The following is a 17,496-nucleotide window of genomic DNA, read 5'->3' as shown; positions in this document are numbered from 1 at the left end:
GGTGTCGATCGTCCCTGGAGTTCCGCAACTCCAGGGACGAGGTCAGGGGGTCGCCAGCAGGGTGGCGGCCTTGGCGCTCCAGCGGCCCTCGCTGCGGGTGATCCGCACCGGGTGGTCGAAGCACGCGCTGATCAGGTCGGTGGTCAGGACGTCGTCAACCGGGCCGGAGGCCAGGCAGTGGCCCTTCCTGAGCAACATCGCGTGAGTGGTGCTCGCGGGAAGCTCCTCCAGGTGGTGGGTGACCAGGACCGTGGCCAGCGAGGGATGCTCGTGCCTGAGCAGGTCGATGCTGCCGAGGAGCTGCTCGCGGGCGGCCAGGTCAAGGCCCGTCGCCGGCTCGTCGAACAGCAACAGCCGTGGCCGGGGCATCAGCGCCCTGGCGATCAGGGCCCGGCCACGCTCGCCCTGCGACAGCGTGGGCCAGCGCGCCTCACCCCTGGCGCCCATGCCCAGCAGCTCGATCAGGTGGTCGGCGCGCTGGGTCTCCTCGGCGGTGGGCGCCCAGCGGGGCACGAGCGCGATGGTGTTCGTCAGGCCGGTCAGGACGACCTCTTTGACCCGCAGCGGGGAGTCGGGGGCGTGACGCGGGTCGACGTGACCCAGGTAGGAGCGCAGCTCCCGCATGTCGACCCGGCCCAGCCTGCGCCCGAGCACCTCGACGACGCCGCGGGTGGGGTGGGTGACCGCGCCCAGCAGGTTGAGCAGCGTGCTCTTGCCCGCGCCGTTGGCGCCGAGCAGGGCCCAGTGCTCACCCCGGTGCACGGTCAGGGAGATCTGCCACAGCAGGTGGTTGCCGTCGCGCACGACGTCGACCTCCTGCGCGTGCAGGACGGGCCCGGTTTCCGAGGGCTGGGAGACGATCATCGGTCGGCCATCTCCGCCCTGATGAACGCCATGGTGCCCTCCAGGTTGTCGGCCGTGGCGGCCACCGCGGCCTCGGCGTCGCCGCGCGCCAGCGCCTCAAGCACGTCGGCGTGGGCGCACGAGACGTCGGGCAGGGCGGCCTCGTGGGTGACCATCTCGATCAGCGCCGCGCGCAGCACGGGGCGCACCACGTCGAACAGGCCGACGAGCACGGCGTTGCCGGACAGCTCCACGATCGCGTGGTGGAAGTCGAGGTCGGCGTCGACAAAGGCGGCAGGGTCACCGCCGACCCGCTCCTGGCGCTCGCGCAGCCTCGCCCTCAGCCGCTCGACGTCCTCGGGGCGGATGCGCCGCGCGGTGAGCCTTGCGGCCTCGACCTCAAGGGCCCTGCGCACCTCGTAGGCCTCAAGCAGCCGGGCCCGGCGCAGGAGCTGGCGCACGTCCGGCCCCTCGTGGGGGATCGCGGACAGGTCGGTGACGAACGTGCCCGAGCCGTGCCGTACGTCGACCAGACCGTCACGGGCCAGCAGGCGGATGGCCTCGCGCACCGAGGAACGGCCGACGCCGAGCTCCTCGGCGAGCCGCACCTCGCTGGGCAGCCGTTCACCGGCCTTCCAGCGCTGCTCCCTGAGCAACTCGCGCAGCAGGCTCTCCAGTTGCGGCACGACGGGTCCGTGCCGCAGGCCGGGTGACTCGGCCATCTCCCACCTCCCATGGGCTCTCCTCGATGCGAGAACCCTAACAGGTCCTCAGACCTCTGAAGACCGACGAAGGTCTTCCGGGAGCACATGAAGGCTTCCCGGGCCCCACGAAAGCTCCCAGGACCATGAGGCTCCGATAGCCGGGAAGGCCTTCCTGGCGAAGGCTCCCAGCACCCCTGGAGGTCAGAGCACGCGGAGATCACCGGCCGGTTGCTGTTGTGCTCCCTGGGGAGAGCGGGACGGGGAGAATCGCTAGAGTTCGAAAATCCGAACATGGCTCCATCGGCGTCCTACGGCGCCGCGAAAGGTTCCGGCGTGGACGTCTACACCCTCGGCGAGGCCTTCGCCATCGTCAGCAGCAGCCGGATCCGTCACGAGAACGAGGTCAGGCTGGACGTCACGGGATCGGAGTTCACCGTCGCGGTCGGCCTGGCCAGACTCGGCCACAAGGTCGCGTGGCTGGGCAAGGTGGGCGCGGACGAGCTGGGCCAGCGGGTGCTCACCGCGCTGCGCGGCGAGGGAGTGGACGTCTCCGACGCCAGGACCGAGGACGGCTCGGCGACCGGGATGATCCTGCGGGAGACCAGACCGGGGCAGGCGGCCAAGGTCACCCACTACCGGGGAGGCACCCGGCTCGCCCAGGGGAACGTTCCCATAGACCGCATCGCGGCCGTGCGCATCCTGCACGTCAGCGGGGTCACCGCCGCGCTGAGCGCGCGCGACGCCATGCAGGCCGCGGTACGGGCGGCACAGGCGGCGGGGGTCGTCGTCTCGGTGGCCGTGGACTACCACGACCGGCTCTGGCCCGACCTGCGGGAGGCGGAGGAGGTCCTCGGCGCCCTGGCAGGCTCGGCCGACCTGCTGTTCGTACGGCAGAGCGAACTCGACCTGGTCAAACCCGCCCTCGGCGGCGGCAGGCAGGTCGTGGTGCTCAGGGGGACCAGGGGGGCGAGCGTGCGGGTGGACGGCGTCCGCCACGACGCCCCGGGCATCGTGGCGCCCGTGGTCGACCCCGGAGGGTGCGAGAACGCCTTCGTCGCGGGCTATCTCAGCGCCCTGCTCGACCGGCTGCACCCGACGGACAGGCTGCGCAGGGGCGCCCAGCTCGCGGCCTTCGCCGCGTCGAGCCCCAGCGACTGGCAGGGCCTGCCGACCCGCGCCGAACTGCCGCTCCTCGAACTGGAGGGCTGACCTACAGCTGCTTGGCCTCGCCGAGCGTCATGGCCAGGTGGGAGACCGTACCGGTCAGCACCGCGCGCCTGGGCAGGCCGAGCTCGCTCAGCTCCTTGGCGATCGGGTGGTTGCCCAGGCGGATCAGCGCCCCGCCGAGGCGGGCCCGGACCCCGCGCAGGGTGGCCGACCAGGGGACACGGCGGGTGACACCGTCGAGCTGGCCGTAGGCCCTCGGCGGCGTGACCCTGCCCACGAAGGGGACGGCCGCCCCCGGCTTGACGAGCAGGTCGAGCACCAGGCGGCCGTCCCTGCGCACCACGCACCGCTTGTACGGCGAGGCCATCCGCAGGTCGATGTCGGCGACCTCCCGGGGGAAGCCCCAGATGGCGCGTCCCGCCTCCGCGGCGAAGTCCCGGTCGGACGGCAGCCAGTGGACGAACGACCCCGCCCCGGCCCGGCGCAGCTCGGCGAGGTTGGCCCGCAGGCCACGAGCCCTGGGCGGCGGCCCGGCGTCGGGCGGCCTGGTCAGGAAGGAGACGGCGAACTCCCGGCAGGCCTCCAGGTCACCGTCGGCGTGCTCGGCGAACGCCAGCGTGCACAGGGCCCTGCCCGGCAGCACCTCGGCGACGTCGAACCCCGAGTAGGCGATCACGGCCCGGGCGGCGTCCGCTCTGACGAGATAGGAGGCCGCGCACGCCACCGCGTCGCGGACGCGGACGGGGGTGGATATCTCACGTCCCTGGATCAGATGGCGTGCCATGCCTCCAGTACACCAATCTCCACGGCGGACGTCACCGGTTTGCCGGCCCATTCCTCAAGGCGGCCGACGAACTCACCCGCGTGGTCGGGCCAGTGGTGCTCGTTCAGCGCCTGCTCGTACCCGCGCTTGCCCATCGCCGTGGCCCCGCCGGGGTCGTCCCGCAGCCCGAGCACGGCGTGCAGCGCCGCGTCCACGTCCCCGAACGGCACGACGACGCCGCAACCGACCCGCTCGACCATCGAGGCGGCGGCGGGCAACGGCGTCGTCACCACCGGGACCCCCCTGGCCATGTACTCCACGACCTTGGTCGGCATCGACTGCCGGTAGTTGGGCACGTCGTGCAGCAGGGAGAGCCCGGCGATCGCCCCCTCGGCCATCCGCAGCGCGTGCTGGTTGGGCACGTAGCCGTACCAGTCGAGCACGCCCTCCCGCTGCGCGTCCCGCAGCAGCGGCCTGATCTCCTGGTCGGCCGCCCCGACCAGGTCGGTCCTGATCCCGTGCGGCAGCAGCCGCCTGGCCAGCTCGACCAGCTCGACGGCCCCCCTGGCCGCCGACAGCTGGCCGACGTAGATCACCCGGTTCCCCCCGGGCGGGGCGGGCGGGCGCCGGGGCACGTAGGTGGTGTTGAGCACCACGGGATGGGGCCTGGAGAAGCGCTCCTGGTAGGCCTCCTCGGCCAGGATCAGGTGCATGCGCCGCTCGGCCCTGGCCTCGACCCCGCGCACCAGCGACGGCAGCGTACGGCGCAGCACCTCGGGCAGGTACGGCTTGGCCTCAAGGGCGGCGGCCGTGTCCTCGTGCACGTCCCACACGGTCGCGGGCCTGCGCCTGGGCAGCCGGAACAGCAACTCGATGTCGTGGACGATCAGCAGGTCGGCGCCCTCGATCCCGCGTTTGAGGGCCTTCCTGGCCGCCTTGAGCGCGCGCCTGCGGCGCCGCCCGGTCGCGCGGGGAACGTCGATCGCCCTGATCCCGGGATCGGGCGTGACGTTGCAGTCGGTGAAGGGCGCGACATAGGTGATGTCATGCCCGGCGTCGAGGAGCGCCCGGATCTGCCGATGCATGATCCGGGCGTCTTCGGGGTGATGGACGATCGTCCCGACACATACCCGCATATGCCGATGCTGAGTGCCGGTTCCGTCCGCACCGGATGCGTTGAGTGAACTACCGGGGAACGGCGGCTGAACTCTCCTTCGAGGAGGGCCTGCGGTACAGCCAGACCAGGCGGGGTTCGAGCAGCCATTTGAAGAGCGTGCGGGTCTGCGGCAGGCTCAGGATGATCGCCAGTACGAGCGAGCTCGACGCGATCGCCAGCACGCCGAGCGGGCCGTACAGCCAGGGGAAGCTCAGCCACTTCTGGTCCTTGGCGATGAGCACGACGACACCGTGCAGCAGGTAGGTGTAGAGCGTGCGGGTGCCCAGGTCGGAGAACCAGGTCTCGCGCCTCGGCACGAGCGCCAGCAGCGCGACCGAGAGCGCCAGGCCCGCCAGCAGCATGGCCGCGCGCACGCTCAGGCCCATCCACCAGCTGAGGTGCATGTACTTGAAGCTGTAGCGGTAGTAGACCGGGTCGAGGCCGACCCTGGGGGCGAGGTAGACGGCCACCGCGACGCCTCCGGCGACGACGAACCCGGCGGCGATCCGCACCCAGAACGGCTTGAGCAGGTCGAAGTGCTCGGGCTTGAGCAGCAGGCCGAGCACGTAGAACGGCAGCAGGCCGAAGAACCGGTCGAGGCTGAAGTCGCCGGATATCTCGGAGAAACCGGCCACCATGTATATGGTCACCGCGACCAGCAACGGCTGGCGCATCCGCGTCCAGATGGGGGTGGAGATCCGCCAGAGCACCAGCGCGACGAGATACCAGTTCAGCCAGGCCGGGTCGATGATCGTCAGGGTCCACTTCTGGCCGAGCGCGTAACGCAGCAGGGCGTACCCGATCTCGATGAACGCGTACGGCACCAGCATGGTGTCGACCAGCTTGTTGATCTTCGCGTTCGAGTTCCAGAAGTTGCGTCCCAGATAGCCGCTGATCAGCACGAACGCCGGCATGTGGAACGTGTAGATGAACAGGTAGGCGGCCCTGGAGGAGTGCGCGGCCAGGGTCGGCACCAGCGAGTGCCCGATGACCACCATGACGATCAGGACGAACTTGACGTTGTCGAGGTACGGCTCACGCTTCTTCTTCGCCGGGGGAGCGGTGGGCTCCTCCTCGGCGTAGGCCCGCTGCTCCCACTCCAGGGCCGCCGGACCTCTGACGGACGAGGGGGCGACGGCCGGTCCCGCGGCGTGCGCGCCGACGGGAACCGGGGCCCTCTGCTGCTCGGTGACCTGGGGGTGTTCGTCCAGGTAGGCAGGGATTCTGGGCCGGGCGTTCAGGTGCGAGGCCGCCCGTGAGCCCCGGCGGCGCGGCGTGGTCCGCTCGGGGAGCTCGGCGGGAGCCGGTGCGGTGTACCGGGCCTGCTCGGCGGGCGCGGGGGGTTCCTGAGACGGGACGGGGTGGGCCTGCTCCCAGGGGGAGACGGTCGCCTCTCCCCACGCGGAGGGCCGACGGTCGGCCTCCTGGGGCTCGGGCTGCTGCCGGGCGGAGTTCTCCCAGTAGGAGAAGGTCTCCGAGGAGGGGGGCTCGGACGGGGTGCCCGAGGTCCACGCCCGTGCCTGGGCCGCGCCGAACTCCTGAGCCCACCGCGCGTCCCGCTCCCGGGACCCCGGCCTCTGGGGCAGGGGCTCCCGGGCCTCCGGCCTCTGAGAGGCGGGTTCCTGGGACGCGGTGGTGTGCGGGGGGTCGTGAGGGCTGGGGTAGGGGCTGCGCGCCTGCCGTGCGGCGGACGGCGCCGCGCCCGCCCCGGAGGTCTCCTCACTCCCGAAAGCGGAGGACCCCTCCCAGTACGGCGTGCTCGTCTCCCCGCCGGGCGTGTTCTCCGGCTCCCGGTAGGCGGGGTAGCCCCACGCGGTCACCTCGCCCGCCCCCTCCGCGGGGTCGGGGGCCGGAGGCTGGGGCCACGGCGCCGCCCTTCCGTCCTGCCCGCCGGTTTGCCCGCCGCCTCCGGCGCCACTGGCGCCGTCGTCCCATGGGGCCGGTACCGGGGAAGAGGGTCGGGTGTCGCTCACGAGGAAAACGCTCAGCTATCTGTCGGAGACGGGGAAGCGGACCGGCGAGATCGCCCGGGACACGGACGGATGACGGAGTCGTCCACCGGTCGGACCACCATAAACGCTCTTGGACGCCCTGTCGCACGAGCTCGCCGCGTTTCACGGGGTTTCGTGACCGTCGGGGCGGCCCGGAGCTGGGAGAACGGCCCCGTTCCCGGAGGAACGGGGCACGGGGCGGCACCGGCGGTACCGGGGACAGGGCTCAGAGACAGGGGTTGGTGTTGGCGTCGACCACGTCGCCCTTGATGCTGTCCGGGATCTTGATGGGAGCGGCGACACCCTGCCAGTCGGCACCGATGACCAGCTGGATGACCGGCCCCTGGCCGTCCGTCGTGGTGGCCGGGGCGCTCGCCGTCGGCGTCGCGGTGGGCGCGGTCGAGGCCGTTCCCGTGGCCGACGGGACGTACGGCTCGCTGCCGCCCGGCTTGAGCTTGCCGCCCTCCGGCTTGACCTTCTCCTTGTTGAGGAGCTTGGCGGCCACCGGGGCGGCGTAGTCGGCGCCGTCCTGGGCGTTCCTGGCGTACAGGATGCGTGTCTTCGGCTGGTCGGCGCCGCTGGGCAGCCGCGCGTTGCCGACCTCGGTCACCGTGAAGCCCTGGGCGGCCAGCGCGTCGGCCACCTCCTGCGCCCTGCCGGCGACGCTGGTGCCGTTGAGCACCTGGACCCTGACCTGGGAGGGCTTGATCGCGGGTTTGGCGGGGGCCGAGGTCTGGCCTGGGCTGGCCGAGGGCTTCGGCGTGGCGGTCGGCTGCACCTCGATGTCGCTGCGGATCGCGGCGAAGAGCTGGTCGGCCTTCGGCTGGGCCCACTCGACCCGGCCGGGGTCGGGCGCGTACGGCTTCCAGGGGACGGTGACGGACTTCAGGCCCTTGGCGTTGAGGGAGGCCGCGCTCTGCGCGATCTCCAGGAGCCGTCCGGTGGTGAGGTTGCGGTCCATCGTCACCGAGGAGGTCGCGGCCTCAAGGAAACTGGTCAGCTTGCCGAGGTCGGTGAGCAGGTCGGAGCTGGTCGCCTTCTTCATCACCTGGGTGAGGAAGACCTGCTGGCGCTTGATGCGGCTGATGTCGCTGCCGTCGCCGAGCGTGTAGCGGGCACGGACGTAGGCCAGGGCGGTCTCGCCCTTGACGATGTGCTTGCCCTTCTTCAGTTCGAGCTTGGCCTTCTTGTCCGTGACGTCCTTGGGCAGGCAGATCTCGATGCCGCCGAGGGCGTCGATGATGCCCTTGAACCCGGAGAAGTCGACCTTGACGAAGTGGTTGATGTGGATGTCGGTCAGCGTCTCGATCGTCTTCCACGTGCAGGTGATGCCGCCGTCGTTGAAGGTCGCGTTGATCTGCCGGAGACCGGCGGGAATGATCGCCTTGGTCTTGGGGTTCTGGCACTCGGGCGCCTGGACCATCGAGTCGCGGGGGAAGCTGATCAGCGTCGCCTTGTCGCGGTTCGGGGAGATGTGCAGGAGGATGATCGTGTCGGTCCGCTCACCCGTTCCCTGCAGGTGCTGGCCGTACTTCTTGTTGCCCGCGCCGTCGCGGCTGTCGGAGCCGACGACGAGGACGTTGAGCGCGCCCGTCTCCGGCGGGCGGTCGGCGCCCAGCTTGCCCTCGACGTCCTCACGGGTGATGTTGCCCTCGATGTCCCGGTAGAACTTGTAGCCGGTGAGGGTGCCGACCACCATGACGCCGGTCAGCGCGACGCTGACCCAGGCGCCGACGCCGAGCTTGGCGGCCTTGCCGCCCGACCCTCTCGACCGGCCGCCGCCGTTCCTCCTGGGAGGTTCCTGGTAAAGAGGGGAGATCTCCTCAGGCGTCACGCCGTTCCCGGCCGCGCGCCTGGACGCCCTGCGCCCAAGGGCCGGCTGGGTGGTGTGATCGCTCATGGCGACGTGCCGCTGGTCGCTCATGCGATCTCCTTGCTCGGCGGCGACACCCGCTGTCTCGGCTCGCTCATAGCGCCCAAAGAGTAGGTCACGAAGTCGGCGTGGGGAGTCGTGATGGTACGAACTCAGCCATGATCTCCCCCGGGGACTGCGCGGTGATCCGGCCGCCCAGCATACTCAAATACGGACATTTCTTGGAATGTTACTGAAGGAAGGTTTACTTGCGGCGAAAGCCGCAGCAAGGCAGGCCAGTGGTACGGCGGGCAGCACGTAGCGGTAGTCGAACTCCGCCACCGCCGCGGGCATGACCAGCAACGTCACCGCCGTCGCCCAGGGCAGCGCCCACACCACCGGGACGGATCCGGCCGACCTGGCCCGCCGTACCCCCGCGACGACCGGAGGGAGGAGCAGGATCACCAGCAGCGCGGCGCCGGGCAGCGCGGCGACGCCCTGGTAGGCCCGCATCCAGCCCGCGTACGGCTCGACCACCTCGGTCTCGATCGGCCCCCGCTCGTAGAGCCGGGCGAAGGAGGCGCCGACCAGGGCCGGGTAACGTCCCGGCGGCTCGGGCGTCGCGGCCGGGAAGAGGTAGTGGTCGTAGATCTCCTGGTCGGGGTAGACGGGCCGGTCCAGCGTGAAGGAGCGGCCGAGCTCCGTCAGGACCGAGCCCAGATAGTCCAGCGGCTGGCTGCGGATGGCCAGCGAGGCGAACTCCCCGGCCAGCGCGTCGGTCTCCCGGGTGAAGGTGATGCCGGGCAGCCTGACCAGCGGGGAGTCCTGACCCCAGAGATACTCCTGCGAGGGGGGCCGCGACGCGGGCGGCCGGGGGTCGCACAGGACGGCCAGGTCCGCCGACGGCCTCATCACCGCGCAGTCGGCGAACGTCATCGTCTTGGCGTACAGGAAGGCGCCGTTCGCGCCGACCAGGCCGATCCTGCCGGTGGTCGCGTGGAACCAGACGCCGTAACCCAGGATCGGCAAAGCCGCCGCGGCCAGCGTCACCGCCGCGACCGCCACCCGGCCCCGCTGCCGGTAGAGCAGCCACGCGCCCAGGAGCGCGACCAGCGGCAGCCCGACCGTCCTGGTCAGCGTCGCCGCCGCGACCAGCAGGCCGATCGCGCACGCCCCGGCCATCCGCCCCCGCTGACTCCCGGGCTCCCGTACGGCCAGGCAGACGGCGGCCACCACGAGCGTCGTGAACAGCGTGTCGGAGACCAGCAGGTGCTCCAGCTCGATCTGGTAGGCGTCCAGCAGGACGGGGACGCAGGCGAGCGTCGCGGCCCAGGCGGGGGCGCGCAGCCGCCTGGCGGTGAGGTAGACCATCACGCCTGTCAGGAGCCCGAGCAGGTGCTGGACGCCCGCGACGAGGGCGAAGCTGTGCAGGGGCTCCAACAGCCGCAGGAACATCGAGTAGCCCGCCGGGCGCACCAGGTCGGGCCTGGGCCGCATCGCGGTGACCACGTAGGTGTAGGAGTCGGGGAACCACAACGCGGGCCGGTAGCCGAGCATGGCGAGCGCCCGCAGGACGACGCCGAGACCGAGCACCACCAGGAACCACCGCTGCCTCAGCGGTTCCAGCGCGGCCCGCTCCGGCACCGGGAAGAGCCCCCTGCGCCCCCGCACCCACCCGACCACTACCGCCCCCTTCGCATGCTGCGCGTACGCTACCGGCTCGGCCCGCCCGTCGCGCGTCCCCGTCGCCGTCACGCGGCGGGGCCGCTACGCTCGGGGCCAGCCATGAGGATCGGCCCGTGGGACAGCGCGCGCGGACCCACGGCGGGCAGGGTGCTCGCCGTGCTCTCGGCCGTGCCCGCGCTCGTCCTGGCGGGCTGGCTGCTGGCCGGGTTCGCGCTGCTCATGCTGGGCTGGTTCAGGCCGGTCGCCGCGCTGCCGCTCGGCCTGCTGGTCGCGGCGCTGCTGTGCCGCTACGGCCTGCGCCGCCTGCCGGAGACGGTCGAGGCGACCGCCGGGCAGACGGCCGCGGTCGTCGCCGTCGCGGCCGGTTCCGCGATCTTCAACACCGTGTTCGGCAGCGAGCAGCTCATCGTCCGCCGCGACCCGGCGACCTACGCACAGTACGCCGTCTGGCTGGCCGAACACGGCTCGCTGCCGATCCCGTACCAGGAGGCGGCCTTCGGCGGGGCCGACCCGGCGCTGGTCTTCGGCAGCATGGGCTTCTACGACTTCGGCGGCGTGGTCGTGCCGCAGTTCATGCCGGGGCCGCCGATGATCCAGGCGCTCGGCCACTGGCTGGGCGGGCTGGGCGGCCTGCTGCTGGTCCCGCCGCTGCTCGGCGCCATGGCGGTGCTGGTCGTCGCCGGGCTCGTCGCCAGGTTCGTCGGCGCCCGCTGGGCGCCGCTGGCCGCCCTGGTGTTCGCGGTCAGCCTGCCGATCCTCTACACCTCGCGCACCACCTTCAGTGAGATCCCGTCCCTGATCATGCTCTTCGGCGGGCTCGTCCTGCTCCACGACGCACGGGCCAGGCTGCGCTCGGGCGTCATGGGGCTCGGCTACCTGCCACCGGTCCCCTCGGGGGAGCGGCCGGGGCTGGTCCGCGCGGCCCAGGCCTACGGCGCCGTCGCGGGCGCCGACCTGGCGGGCCTGGTGTTCGGGCTGGCCGTGCTGGTCAGGATCGACGGCCTGCGCGACATCCTGCCCGTGCTCGCCTACGCCGGGCTGCTGATCGCCATGCGCAGGGTCGGCGGCCGTCAGGAGGGACGGCTCGGCCTGCCGCTGCTGTGCGGGCTGGCCGTGGGAACCGGGGTCGGCCTGGCCGCCGCCTACTTCCTGTCCCGGCCGTACCTGACCTACCTGGGAGCCTCGGTCAGGCCGCTGCTGGCCATCTGCGGGGCGGTCCTGGCCCTCACCCTGGTGGCGGCGGCCCTGGCCCCGGTGCTCGCCCCGCCGCTGCGGCGGGCCGTACGGCTGCGCGGGCTTCCCGAGATCGCCGCGGGCCTGGTGGTGCTGGTCGTCGCGATCTTCGTGGCCCGGCCCTGGCTGCAGACCGTGACCCGCATCCCGGTGACCGCCGACGACGCGCTGAACGCCGCGTTCATCCAGCGAACCCAGGCGGACAACGGCCTGGCGGCCGACCCGACCCGGCTCTACTACGAGGAGTCGCTCTACTGGGTGATCTGGTACCTCGGCGTTCCCGCCGTCGCCCTGGCCACCATGGCCGCCGCCCTGCTGACGCGCAGGCTGGTCAGGCGGCGCGGGTTCGGCTGGCTGCTGCCGCTGGCCGTGATCGGCTGGACCACGGTCGCCACGCTGATACTGCCCTCCATCACCCCCGACCACCCGTGGGCCTCCCGGCGCCTGGTGCCCGTCGTCATCCCCGGGCTGGTGCTGCTGGCGGTCTGGGGGCTGCGCTGGGTCAGGGACAAGGCCCGCAGGCTCGGGTACGGCAGGCCCGTGCAACGCGGGCTGGTCGTCGCGGGCGTGCTGCTGCTGCTCGTGCCGCCCGTGGTCACCTCGGCGGGCGTCGCCTTCACCCCGGTCGAGCGCGGTGAGCGCGCCGCGGTCGAGGCGATGTGCGCGGCCCTGCCCGCCAACGCCTCCGTGCTGATCGTCGAACGGGTCACCGGTGACCGGTTCACCCAGGTCGTCAGGGGCACCTGCGGCGTGCCGACCGCCAAGGTCTTCCACCGGCAGGGCGCGGACATCCCCATCCCCTCCGACGTCAACCGTCTGGTCGGCCGCGTCCGGGCGGCGGGCCGGGTGCCCGTCCTGCTCGCGGTCAGGGCCGACCAGCTCGCTCCGTACGGCGATCCGGTCCAGGTGATGAAGCTGCGGGCCCGTCAGGACGAGCGTTCCCTCGTCGAGCCGCCGAACGGCACCTGGTCGATGGCCGTGGACGTCTGGATGACCGTCCCGCCCGCCTCCTGAAGGCCCGTAGGTAACGGTTTCGCCCGCCGGGGACCACCTCGTCAAGCGGTGATCGAATCCGTGATATCCATTCATGGCTGTTGTGAAGGACATCTGGTTATCGCGGTGGGTGACGCATTGGACACGATTGTTCCCGGGAGCGGGTCCGGTGGCTCGCGGAGACGGGCACGGGCCCGCCGCGCCGTACTGAGCGGGGTCGCGGCCGTGGCCGTACTGCCGGTGCTCCCGCCGACGGCCGCGCAGGCGGCGCCGTCCCCCAAGGCGCCGTCCCCCGAGGCGTCGGCTGCCAGGGCGTCGGCTCCCCGGGCGGAGTCCCCGCAGGGACGCTCCCCCAAGGCCGCGACTCCCACGGCACGGCCTCCCAAGGCGCCGTCCCTCAAGGCGCCGTCGCTCACGACGGGGTCCTCCGCGACCGGCCAGAAGTTCTCCCCGCCGCCCGCCGGTCCCTGGCCGAAGGGCGGGACGTTCTCCGTCTTCCTGTGCTGGGACGACGCCCCGTGGGAGAACTGCCACGGCAGGGCCGTGACCGCCGAGCAACGGCGTGCTCTCGGGGAGAGGCTGCGGGCGATGCCCCAGGTGAAGGACGTGCGGTTCGTCTCCCGCCAGGAGGCCCTGGCGGACTACCGCAGGGCCTACGCCGGGGACGAGGTCATGCTCTCCGTCCTCAAGGCCGGGGACCTGCCGGAGTCGTTCGTCGGGACACTCCGTGACCGGGCCGACATCGCCCCCTTCCCCGCCGCGCTCAACCGGGCTCCGGGCGTCGCCAACGCCGGTGCCTTCGGCCACCCCTTCTGGCGGTACAAGGCCGACGCCTACCTCACGCTGTGCGGGGCGGACGACTGCGCGGGACGCGGCCGGGCCACCTCCCAGGAGAGGAAGGCCGTCGAGGCGAGGCTGGCGGGCATGGAGGAGGTCGAGCACGTCTACGTCGAGGACGCCGCCCACGCCCGGCGCGTCCTGTCCTTCATGTGGGCAGGGCGCCTGCCCGACTCCGCGACCGTGTCCGAGGGATACTTTGTAAAGCTCGCCGACCCGACGGACGCCCGGTCATTCGCCGCGACGATGGAGGAACTGCCGGGCGTCGGCGGCGCCGGTGTCGTGGAGACAGGCTGAGCCGGACGGCGAAGTGCACTCGCCTCCCAGCCGGGCAGAGTATCCTCGCCCGTCGTGAGCACGCCCGAGACGCCGAAGAGTGGAACCGCCGTGGACGCAACACCGTACGTCACAATCGTCCTGCCCTGTTACAACGAGCAGAACCACGTCATCGACGAGGTCGAGCGCATCTGCCGGGCGATGGACGACAGCGGTTACACCTACGAGCTCGTGGCCGTCGACGACTTCTCGACCGACGCGACCCTGGCCAGGCTGCACGAGGCCGCGCCGCGTTTCCCCAACATGCGGGTGCGGGCCTTCCACCGCAACGGCGGCTCGGGCACCGTGCGCAGGATCGGCACGCAGGAGGCCCGGGGCGAGATCGTCGTGTGGACCGACGCGGACATGACCTACCCGAACGAGCGCATCCCCGAGCTGGTGGCGATCCTGGACAAGGACGCGGCGATCGACCAGGTCGTGGGCGCGCGGACCACCGAGGAGGGCTCGCACAAGTTCCTGCGGGTGCCCGCCAAGTGGTTCATCCGCAAGGTGGCCGAGCGGCTCGCCGGGCAGAAGATCCCCGACCTGAACAGCGGGCTTCGGGCCTTCCGCAAGTCGGTGGCCAAGCCGTACCTGCGGCTGCTGCCTCCCGGCTTCTCCTGCGTCACCACGATCACGCTGTCGTTCCTGTCGAACCAGCACGACGTCTACTATCTGCCGATCGAGTACAGCAAGCGGGCGGGCACGTCGAAGTTCAGCTTCGTCTCCGACGCCTACCGCTACATCCTGCAGGTGCTGCGGATGGTCATGTACTTCAACCCGCTCAAGGTCCTCATGCCGCCCGCGCTGTGGCTGGTCGGCATCGGCCTGGTCAAGGGCGTGGTCGACATGATCCGCTACGGGTTCTACCTGACCAGCAACACCATCGTCATCTTCCTGTCCGGTCTGCTCATCGGCTCGCTCGCGCTGCTGGCCGACCTCATCGTGCGCTCCAGGAGCGAGTAGATGCGCGTCGCGATCGTCGGGCCCGCCCACCCCTACAAGGGCGGCGGGGTCGCGCACACCACGGAACTGGCCCACCGTCTGCGGGCGGCTGGGCACGACGTGCTGATCGAGTCGTGGCGGGCGCAGTACCCCTCCTTCCTCTACCCGGGCACCCAGACCGTGGACACCCCCGACGGCGCCCCCTTCCCCAACGTCCTGCGCGACCTCGACTGGCGTCGTCCCGACGGCTGGGTGCGCGCGGGGCGCCGCCTGGCGGGGGCCGACCTGGTGATCCTCGTCGTGCTCAGTCCGGTGCAGGTGCCCGCCTACCTGGGCATCCTGTACGGCCTGCGGCGCCGTACCCGGGTCGTCGCGCTGTGCCACAACGTGCTGCCCCACGAGCGCAAGCCGTACGACGTGCCGTTGATGCGGGCGCTGCTGCGCAGGGTCGACGGGGTGCTGGCCCACTCGCGGGCGCAGGGGGACCTGGCCCGAGGGCTGACGCCCGCTCCGGTGACGGTGGCCGAGATGGCGCCGCACCTGCCCGCCGCCCTGCGCGGACGTGCCCGGGGAGCGGGTGAGGAGGTGGCCGGGCGGCTGCTGTTCTTCGGCCTGGTCCGTCCGTACAAGGGGCTCGACGTGTTGATCAGGGCGCTGCCCGAAGGGGTCTCGCTGCGTGTCGCCGGAGAGTTCTGGGGCGGTCTCGACGAGACGAAGGCGTTGGTCGCGCAGCTCGGGCTGACCGACCGGGTCGAACTGCGACCGGGTTACGTGGCCGACACCGAGGTGCCGGAGCTGTTCGCCGACGTGGACGCGCTGGTCCTGCCCTACCGTGGCGGTACGGCCAGCCAGCAGGTGTGGCTCGGCCACGAACAGGGCGTGCCGGTGATCGCCAGCCGGGTGGGGACGCTCGGCGACCACGTGACCGACGGCGTGGACGGCCTGCTGGTCGAGCCGGGCTCGGTGGAGTCCCTGCGGGCCGCGCTTGAGGCCTTCTACCGGCCGGGAGAGCCGCAACGGCTGCGGTCCGGGGTCAAGCCGGTCGACCCCGAACCCTACTGGGACGCCTACCTGGCGGCTCTGGTCGGTGACCGGTAAGGGACACGGCACGCCGGTACGCTTGGGCCGCGCGCCCCGGCGGGCAGGGGCGGGCCGTGATGGCGACGAGGAACGGTGAACGGACGATGAGCGGCGAGCGGGTTGCGCAGCTGGAGTACTCCGAGTTCCAGGCGGCCATGCTGGACGAGGAGAAACGCCGCCGCAAGGCCGCGAAGATCGTGGCGGTGCTCGGCCACTTCCTCGGCAGGAGGGAGCGGGTCCTCGAAGGGCTGACGGTCGCCGACATCGGCTGTTCGGCCGGGTTCATCGCCGACGAGTTGGCGGCGGCGGGCGCGCGGCGGACGTTCGGCGTGGACATCGACGTGCCGGGCCTGCGCAAGGCCTCGGCGCGGTTCGGTGAGCGGGTCAGCTTCGTCTGTGCCGACGGTACGGCGCTGCCCTTCCCCGACGACTCCATCGACGTGCTGGTCTTCAACCACATCTACGAGCACGTGGTGGACCCTGACGCGATCATGGCGGAGATGCGCCGGGTGCTGGCCCCCGACGGCGTGCTCTACCTGGGCCTGGGCAACCGGCTCGGGGTGATGGAGCCGCACTACAGGCTGCCGTTCCTGTCCTATCTGCCGCCCGCGCTCGCCGACCGTTACGTGCGCCTGTCCGGGCGGGCCGACAGCTACTACGAGCGCTACCGGACCCGCAGGGGGCTGCGCCGGATGGTCAGGGGGCTGCGGGTGTGGGACTACACCTTCCCGGTGCTGGCCACCCCGGCGGAGTTCGCCGGGTCCGAGCTGTTCCCCGGCGCGGTCGGCCGGGCCGCGGAGGGTGTCCTGTCCCGGCTGCCCCGGCCGGTGCTCGGCGCGCTGCTGCCGGTCGTGCCGACCTACCTGTGGGTGGCGACCAAGGGGCGACGCCGTCCCGCGGGGGCCGCCCTGCCGCAGCCGCCGGAGCCGGTGCTCCCTCTGTGAGACCCCTGTGAGATTGGAACCGTGAGAGCGTGAAACGCCTGGTCCGGATCGCGTTCCTGGTCGTCGCGCTCGGCTTCGGCGCGTGGGCGGTCGCCCGGCAGTGGGACGACATCCGCGCCGGGTTCGCCCGGCTCTCCTGGCCCGGCCTGGTCCTGTCGCTGCTGGCCGTCATCGCCGCGCTGGGCGGCGGGATGATGACGTGGCGGGCGCTGCTGGCCGACCTCGGCTCGCCGCTGCCGTTCCGCCCCGCCGCGAAGGTCTTCTTCGTCGGCCAGCTCGGCAAGTACATCCCCGGCTCGCTGTGGCCGGTCCTGGCCCAGATGGAGATGGGCAGGGAACTCGGCGTGCCCAGGTCGCGCAGCGCGGCGGCGTTCTTCCTGACGATGCCGGTGCAGCTGGGCAGCGGGCTGGTGGTCTCGGGGGTGACGCTGCTGGCCGCCATGCCGGGTTCGGCGGCGCCGTACGCCTGGGTGTTCCTGCTGATCCCGGTGCTCGCGGTGGCCTTCGAGCCCCGGGTGGTCAACGCGGTCCTCGGGTTCGGGCTGCGGAAGCTGGGGCGTGAGCCGCTCGAACGCCCGCTCACCCGCGGGGGCATGCTCACCGCGCTCGGCTGGGCGCTGCTCGGCTGGACCGCCTACGGCCTGCACCTGGCCGCCGTCGTCCGTGACTTCGGCCCCTCCGGGCTTTCCGCGATCGTCTTCTCCATCGGGGCGTTCGCGCTCTCCTGGTGCCTGGGCATCATGACGTTCGTGGTCCCGGCGGGGGCGGGGGTGCGCGAGGTGGCCATGGTCGCGGTGCTGGCCCCGGTGCTGAGCCAGGGACAGGCGATCACGGTGGCGCTCTGCTCCAGAATCGTGATCGTGGTCGGTGACCTTGTTTGCGCCGGTGCGGCCGGGATCGCGGCCCGTCGTGACGTCGGTCCCACGCACGATCAAACAACGGGAAAACCCGTGTGATATACCCCACGTTTTCGAAGACGCTCGCAAT

The 17,496-nt window shown here is 71.8% G+C and carries 14 protein-coding genes; 7 read left to right on the top strand and 7 right to left on the bottom strand.

Annotation, left to right across the window (positions count from 1 at the left end):
• Positions 1 to 42: 42 nt before the first annotated feature.
• Positions 43 to 864 (bottom strand): ABC transporter ATP-binding protein, encoded by an 822-nt coding sequence (locus ABT340_RS08030; RefSeq protein WP_352009940.1) that lies wholly within the window; start codon positions 862 to 864, stop codon positions 43 to 45.
• Positions 861 to 1,565 carry a FadR/GntR family transcriptional regulator gene (locus ABT340_RS08025; RefSeq protein WP_352009939.1) on the bottom strand — a complete coding sequence of 235 codons (705 nt, stop codon included), beginning with the start codon at positions 1,563 to 1,565 and terminating at the stop codon, positions 861 to 863. Before ABT340_RS08025 ends, ABT340_RS08030 begins: the two co-directional genes overlap by 4 nt.
• A gap of 273 nt (positions 1,566 to 1,838) precedes the next feature.
• On the opposite strand from ABT340_RS08025, the gene ABT340_RS08020 reads away from it, so the two are divergent.
• Positions 1,839 to 2,756 (top strand): PfkB family carbohydrate kinase, encoded by a 918-nt coding sequence (locus tag ABT340_RS08020; protein ID WP_352009938.1) that lies wholly within the window; start codon positions 1,839 to 1,841, stop codon positions 2,754 to 2,756.
• Between the two features lies 1 nt (position 2,757).
• On the opposite strand, the gene ABT340_RS08015 is transcribed toward ABT340_RS08020, so the two are convergent.
• From ABT340_RS08015 to ABT340_RS07995, 5 genes are all read right to left on the bottom strand, one after another.
• Complete coding sequence (locus ABT340_RS08015) at positions 2,758 to 3,498, bottom strand: acetoacetate decarboxylase family protein (protein ID WP_352009937.1); 741 nt, start codon at positions 3,496 to 3,498, stop codon at positions 2,758 to 2,760.
• The gene (locus ABT340_RS08010) at positions 3,483 to 4,613 is read right to left on the bottom strand and encodes a glycosyltransferase family 4 protein (protein ID WP_352009936.1); all 1,131 of its coding nucleotides are present in this window, start codon (positions 4,611 to 4,613) and stop codon (positions 3,483 to 3,485) included. The genes ABT340_RS08015 and ABT340_RS08010 overlap by 16 nt, the downstream gene beginning before the upstream one ends.
• Positions 4,614 to 4,662: 49 nt before the next feature.
• Positions 4,663 to 6,606, bottom strand: coding sequence for an acyltransferase family protein (locus ABT340_RS08005; protein ID WP_352009935.1), 1,944 nt, complete (start codon positions 6,604 to 6,606; stop codon positions 4,663 to 4,665).
• A gap of 244 nt (positions 6,607 to 6,850) precedes the next feature.
• Entirely contained in the window at positions 6,851 to 8,548 is a 1,698-nt protein-coding gene (locus ABT340_RS08000; RefSeq protein ID WP_352009934.1) for an LCP family protein, read from the bottom strand.
• Positions 8,549 to 8,701: 153 nt separating this feature from the next.
• Positions 8,702 to 10,159 (bottom strand): phospholipid carrier-dependent glycosyltransferase, encoded by a 1,458-nt coding sequence (locus ABT340_RS07995; RefSeq protein ID WP_352009933.1) that lies wholly within the window; start codon positions 10,157 to 10,159, stop codon positions 8,702 to 8,704.
• A gap of 102 nt (positions 10,160 to 10,261) precedes the next feature.
• Here ABT340_RS07995 and ABT340_RS07990 point away from each other — a divergent pair, with 102 nt between their 5' ends.
• The 6 genes from ABT340_RS07990 to ABT340_RS07965 all read left to right on the top strand — a co-directional run bounded on the left by ABT340_RS07990 (position 10,262) and on the right by ABT340_RS07965 (position 17,465).
• Positions 10,262 to 12,409 carry a hypothetical protein gene (locus ABT340_RS07990; RefSeq protein ID WP_352009932.1) on the top strand — a complete coding sequence of 716 codons (2,148 nt, stop codon included), beginning with the start codon at positions 10,262 to 10,264 and terminating at the stop codon, positions 12,407 to 12,409.
• 105 nt (positions 12,410 to 12,514) lie between these two features.
• Positions 12,515 to 13,522, top strand: coding sequence for a permease-like cell division protein FtsX (locus ABT340_RS07985; protein ID WP_352009931.1), 1,008 nt, complete (start codon positions 12,515 to 12,517; stop codon positions 13,520 to 13,522).
• Between the two features lie 54 nt (positions 13,523 to 13,576).
• The gene (locus ABT340_RS07980) at positions 13,577 to 14,506 is read left to right on the top strand and encodes a glycosyltransferase family 2 protein (RefSeq protein WP_352009930.1); all 930 of its coding nucleotides are present in this window, start codon (positions 13,577 to 13,579) and stop codon (positions 14,504 to 14,506) included.
• The gene (locus tag ABT340_RS07975; RefSeq protein WP_352009929.1) at positions 14,507 to 15,583 is read left to right on the top strand and encodes a glycosyltransferase family 4 protein; all 1,077 of its coding nucleotides are present in this window, start codon (positions 14,507 to 14,509) and stop codon (positions 15,581 to 15,583) included.
• 59 nt (positions 15,584 to 15,642) lie between these two features.
• Positions 15,643 to 16,509, top strand: a complete 867-nt coding sequence (locus ABT340_RS07970; RefSeq protein WP_352009928.1) for a class I SAM-dependent methyltransferase — start codon at positions 15,643 to 15,645, stop codon at positions 16,507 to 16,509.
• A gap of 29 nt (positions 16,510 to 16,538) precedes the next feature.
• Positions 16,539 to 17,465 carry a lysylphosphatidylglycerol synthase domain-containing protein gene (locus ABT340_RS07965; RefSeq protein ID WP_352009927.1) on the top strand — a complete coding sequence of 309 codons (927 nt, stop codon included), beginning with the start codon at positions 16,539 to 16,541 and terminating at the stop codon, positions 17,463 to 17,465.
• Positions 17,466 to 17,496: the final 31 nt, after the last annotated feature.

Origin of the sequence: Streptosporangium sp. NPDC000239 (assembly GCF_040300765.1) — a bacterium.
Classification (GTDB): Bacteria; Actinomycetota; Actinomycetes; order Streptosporangiales; family Streptosporangiaceae; genus Streptosporangium.
The sequence above is the reverse complement of the archived record's forward strand: the minus strand, read 5'-3'. Positions and strand labels throughout refer to the sequence as shown.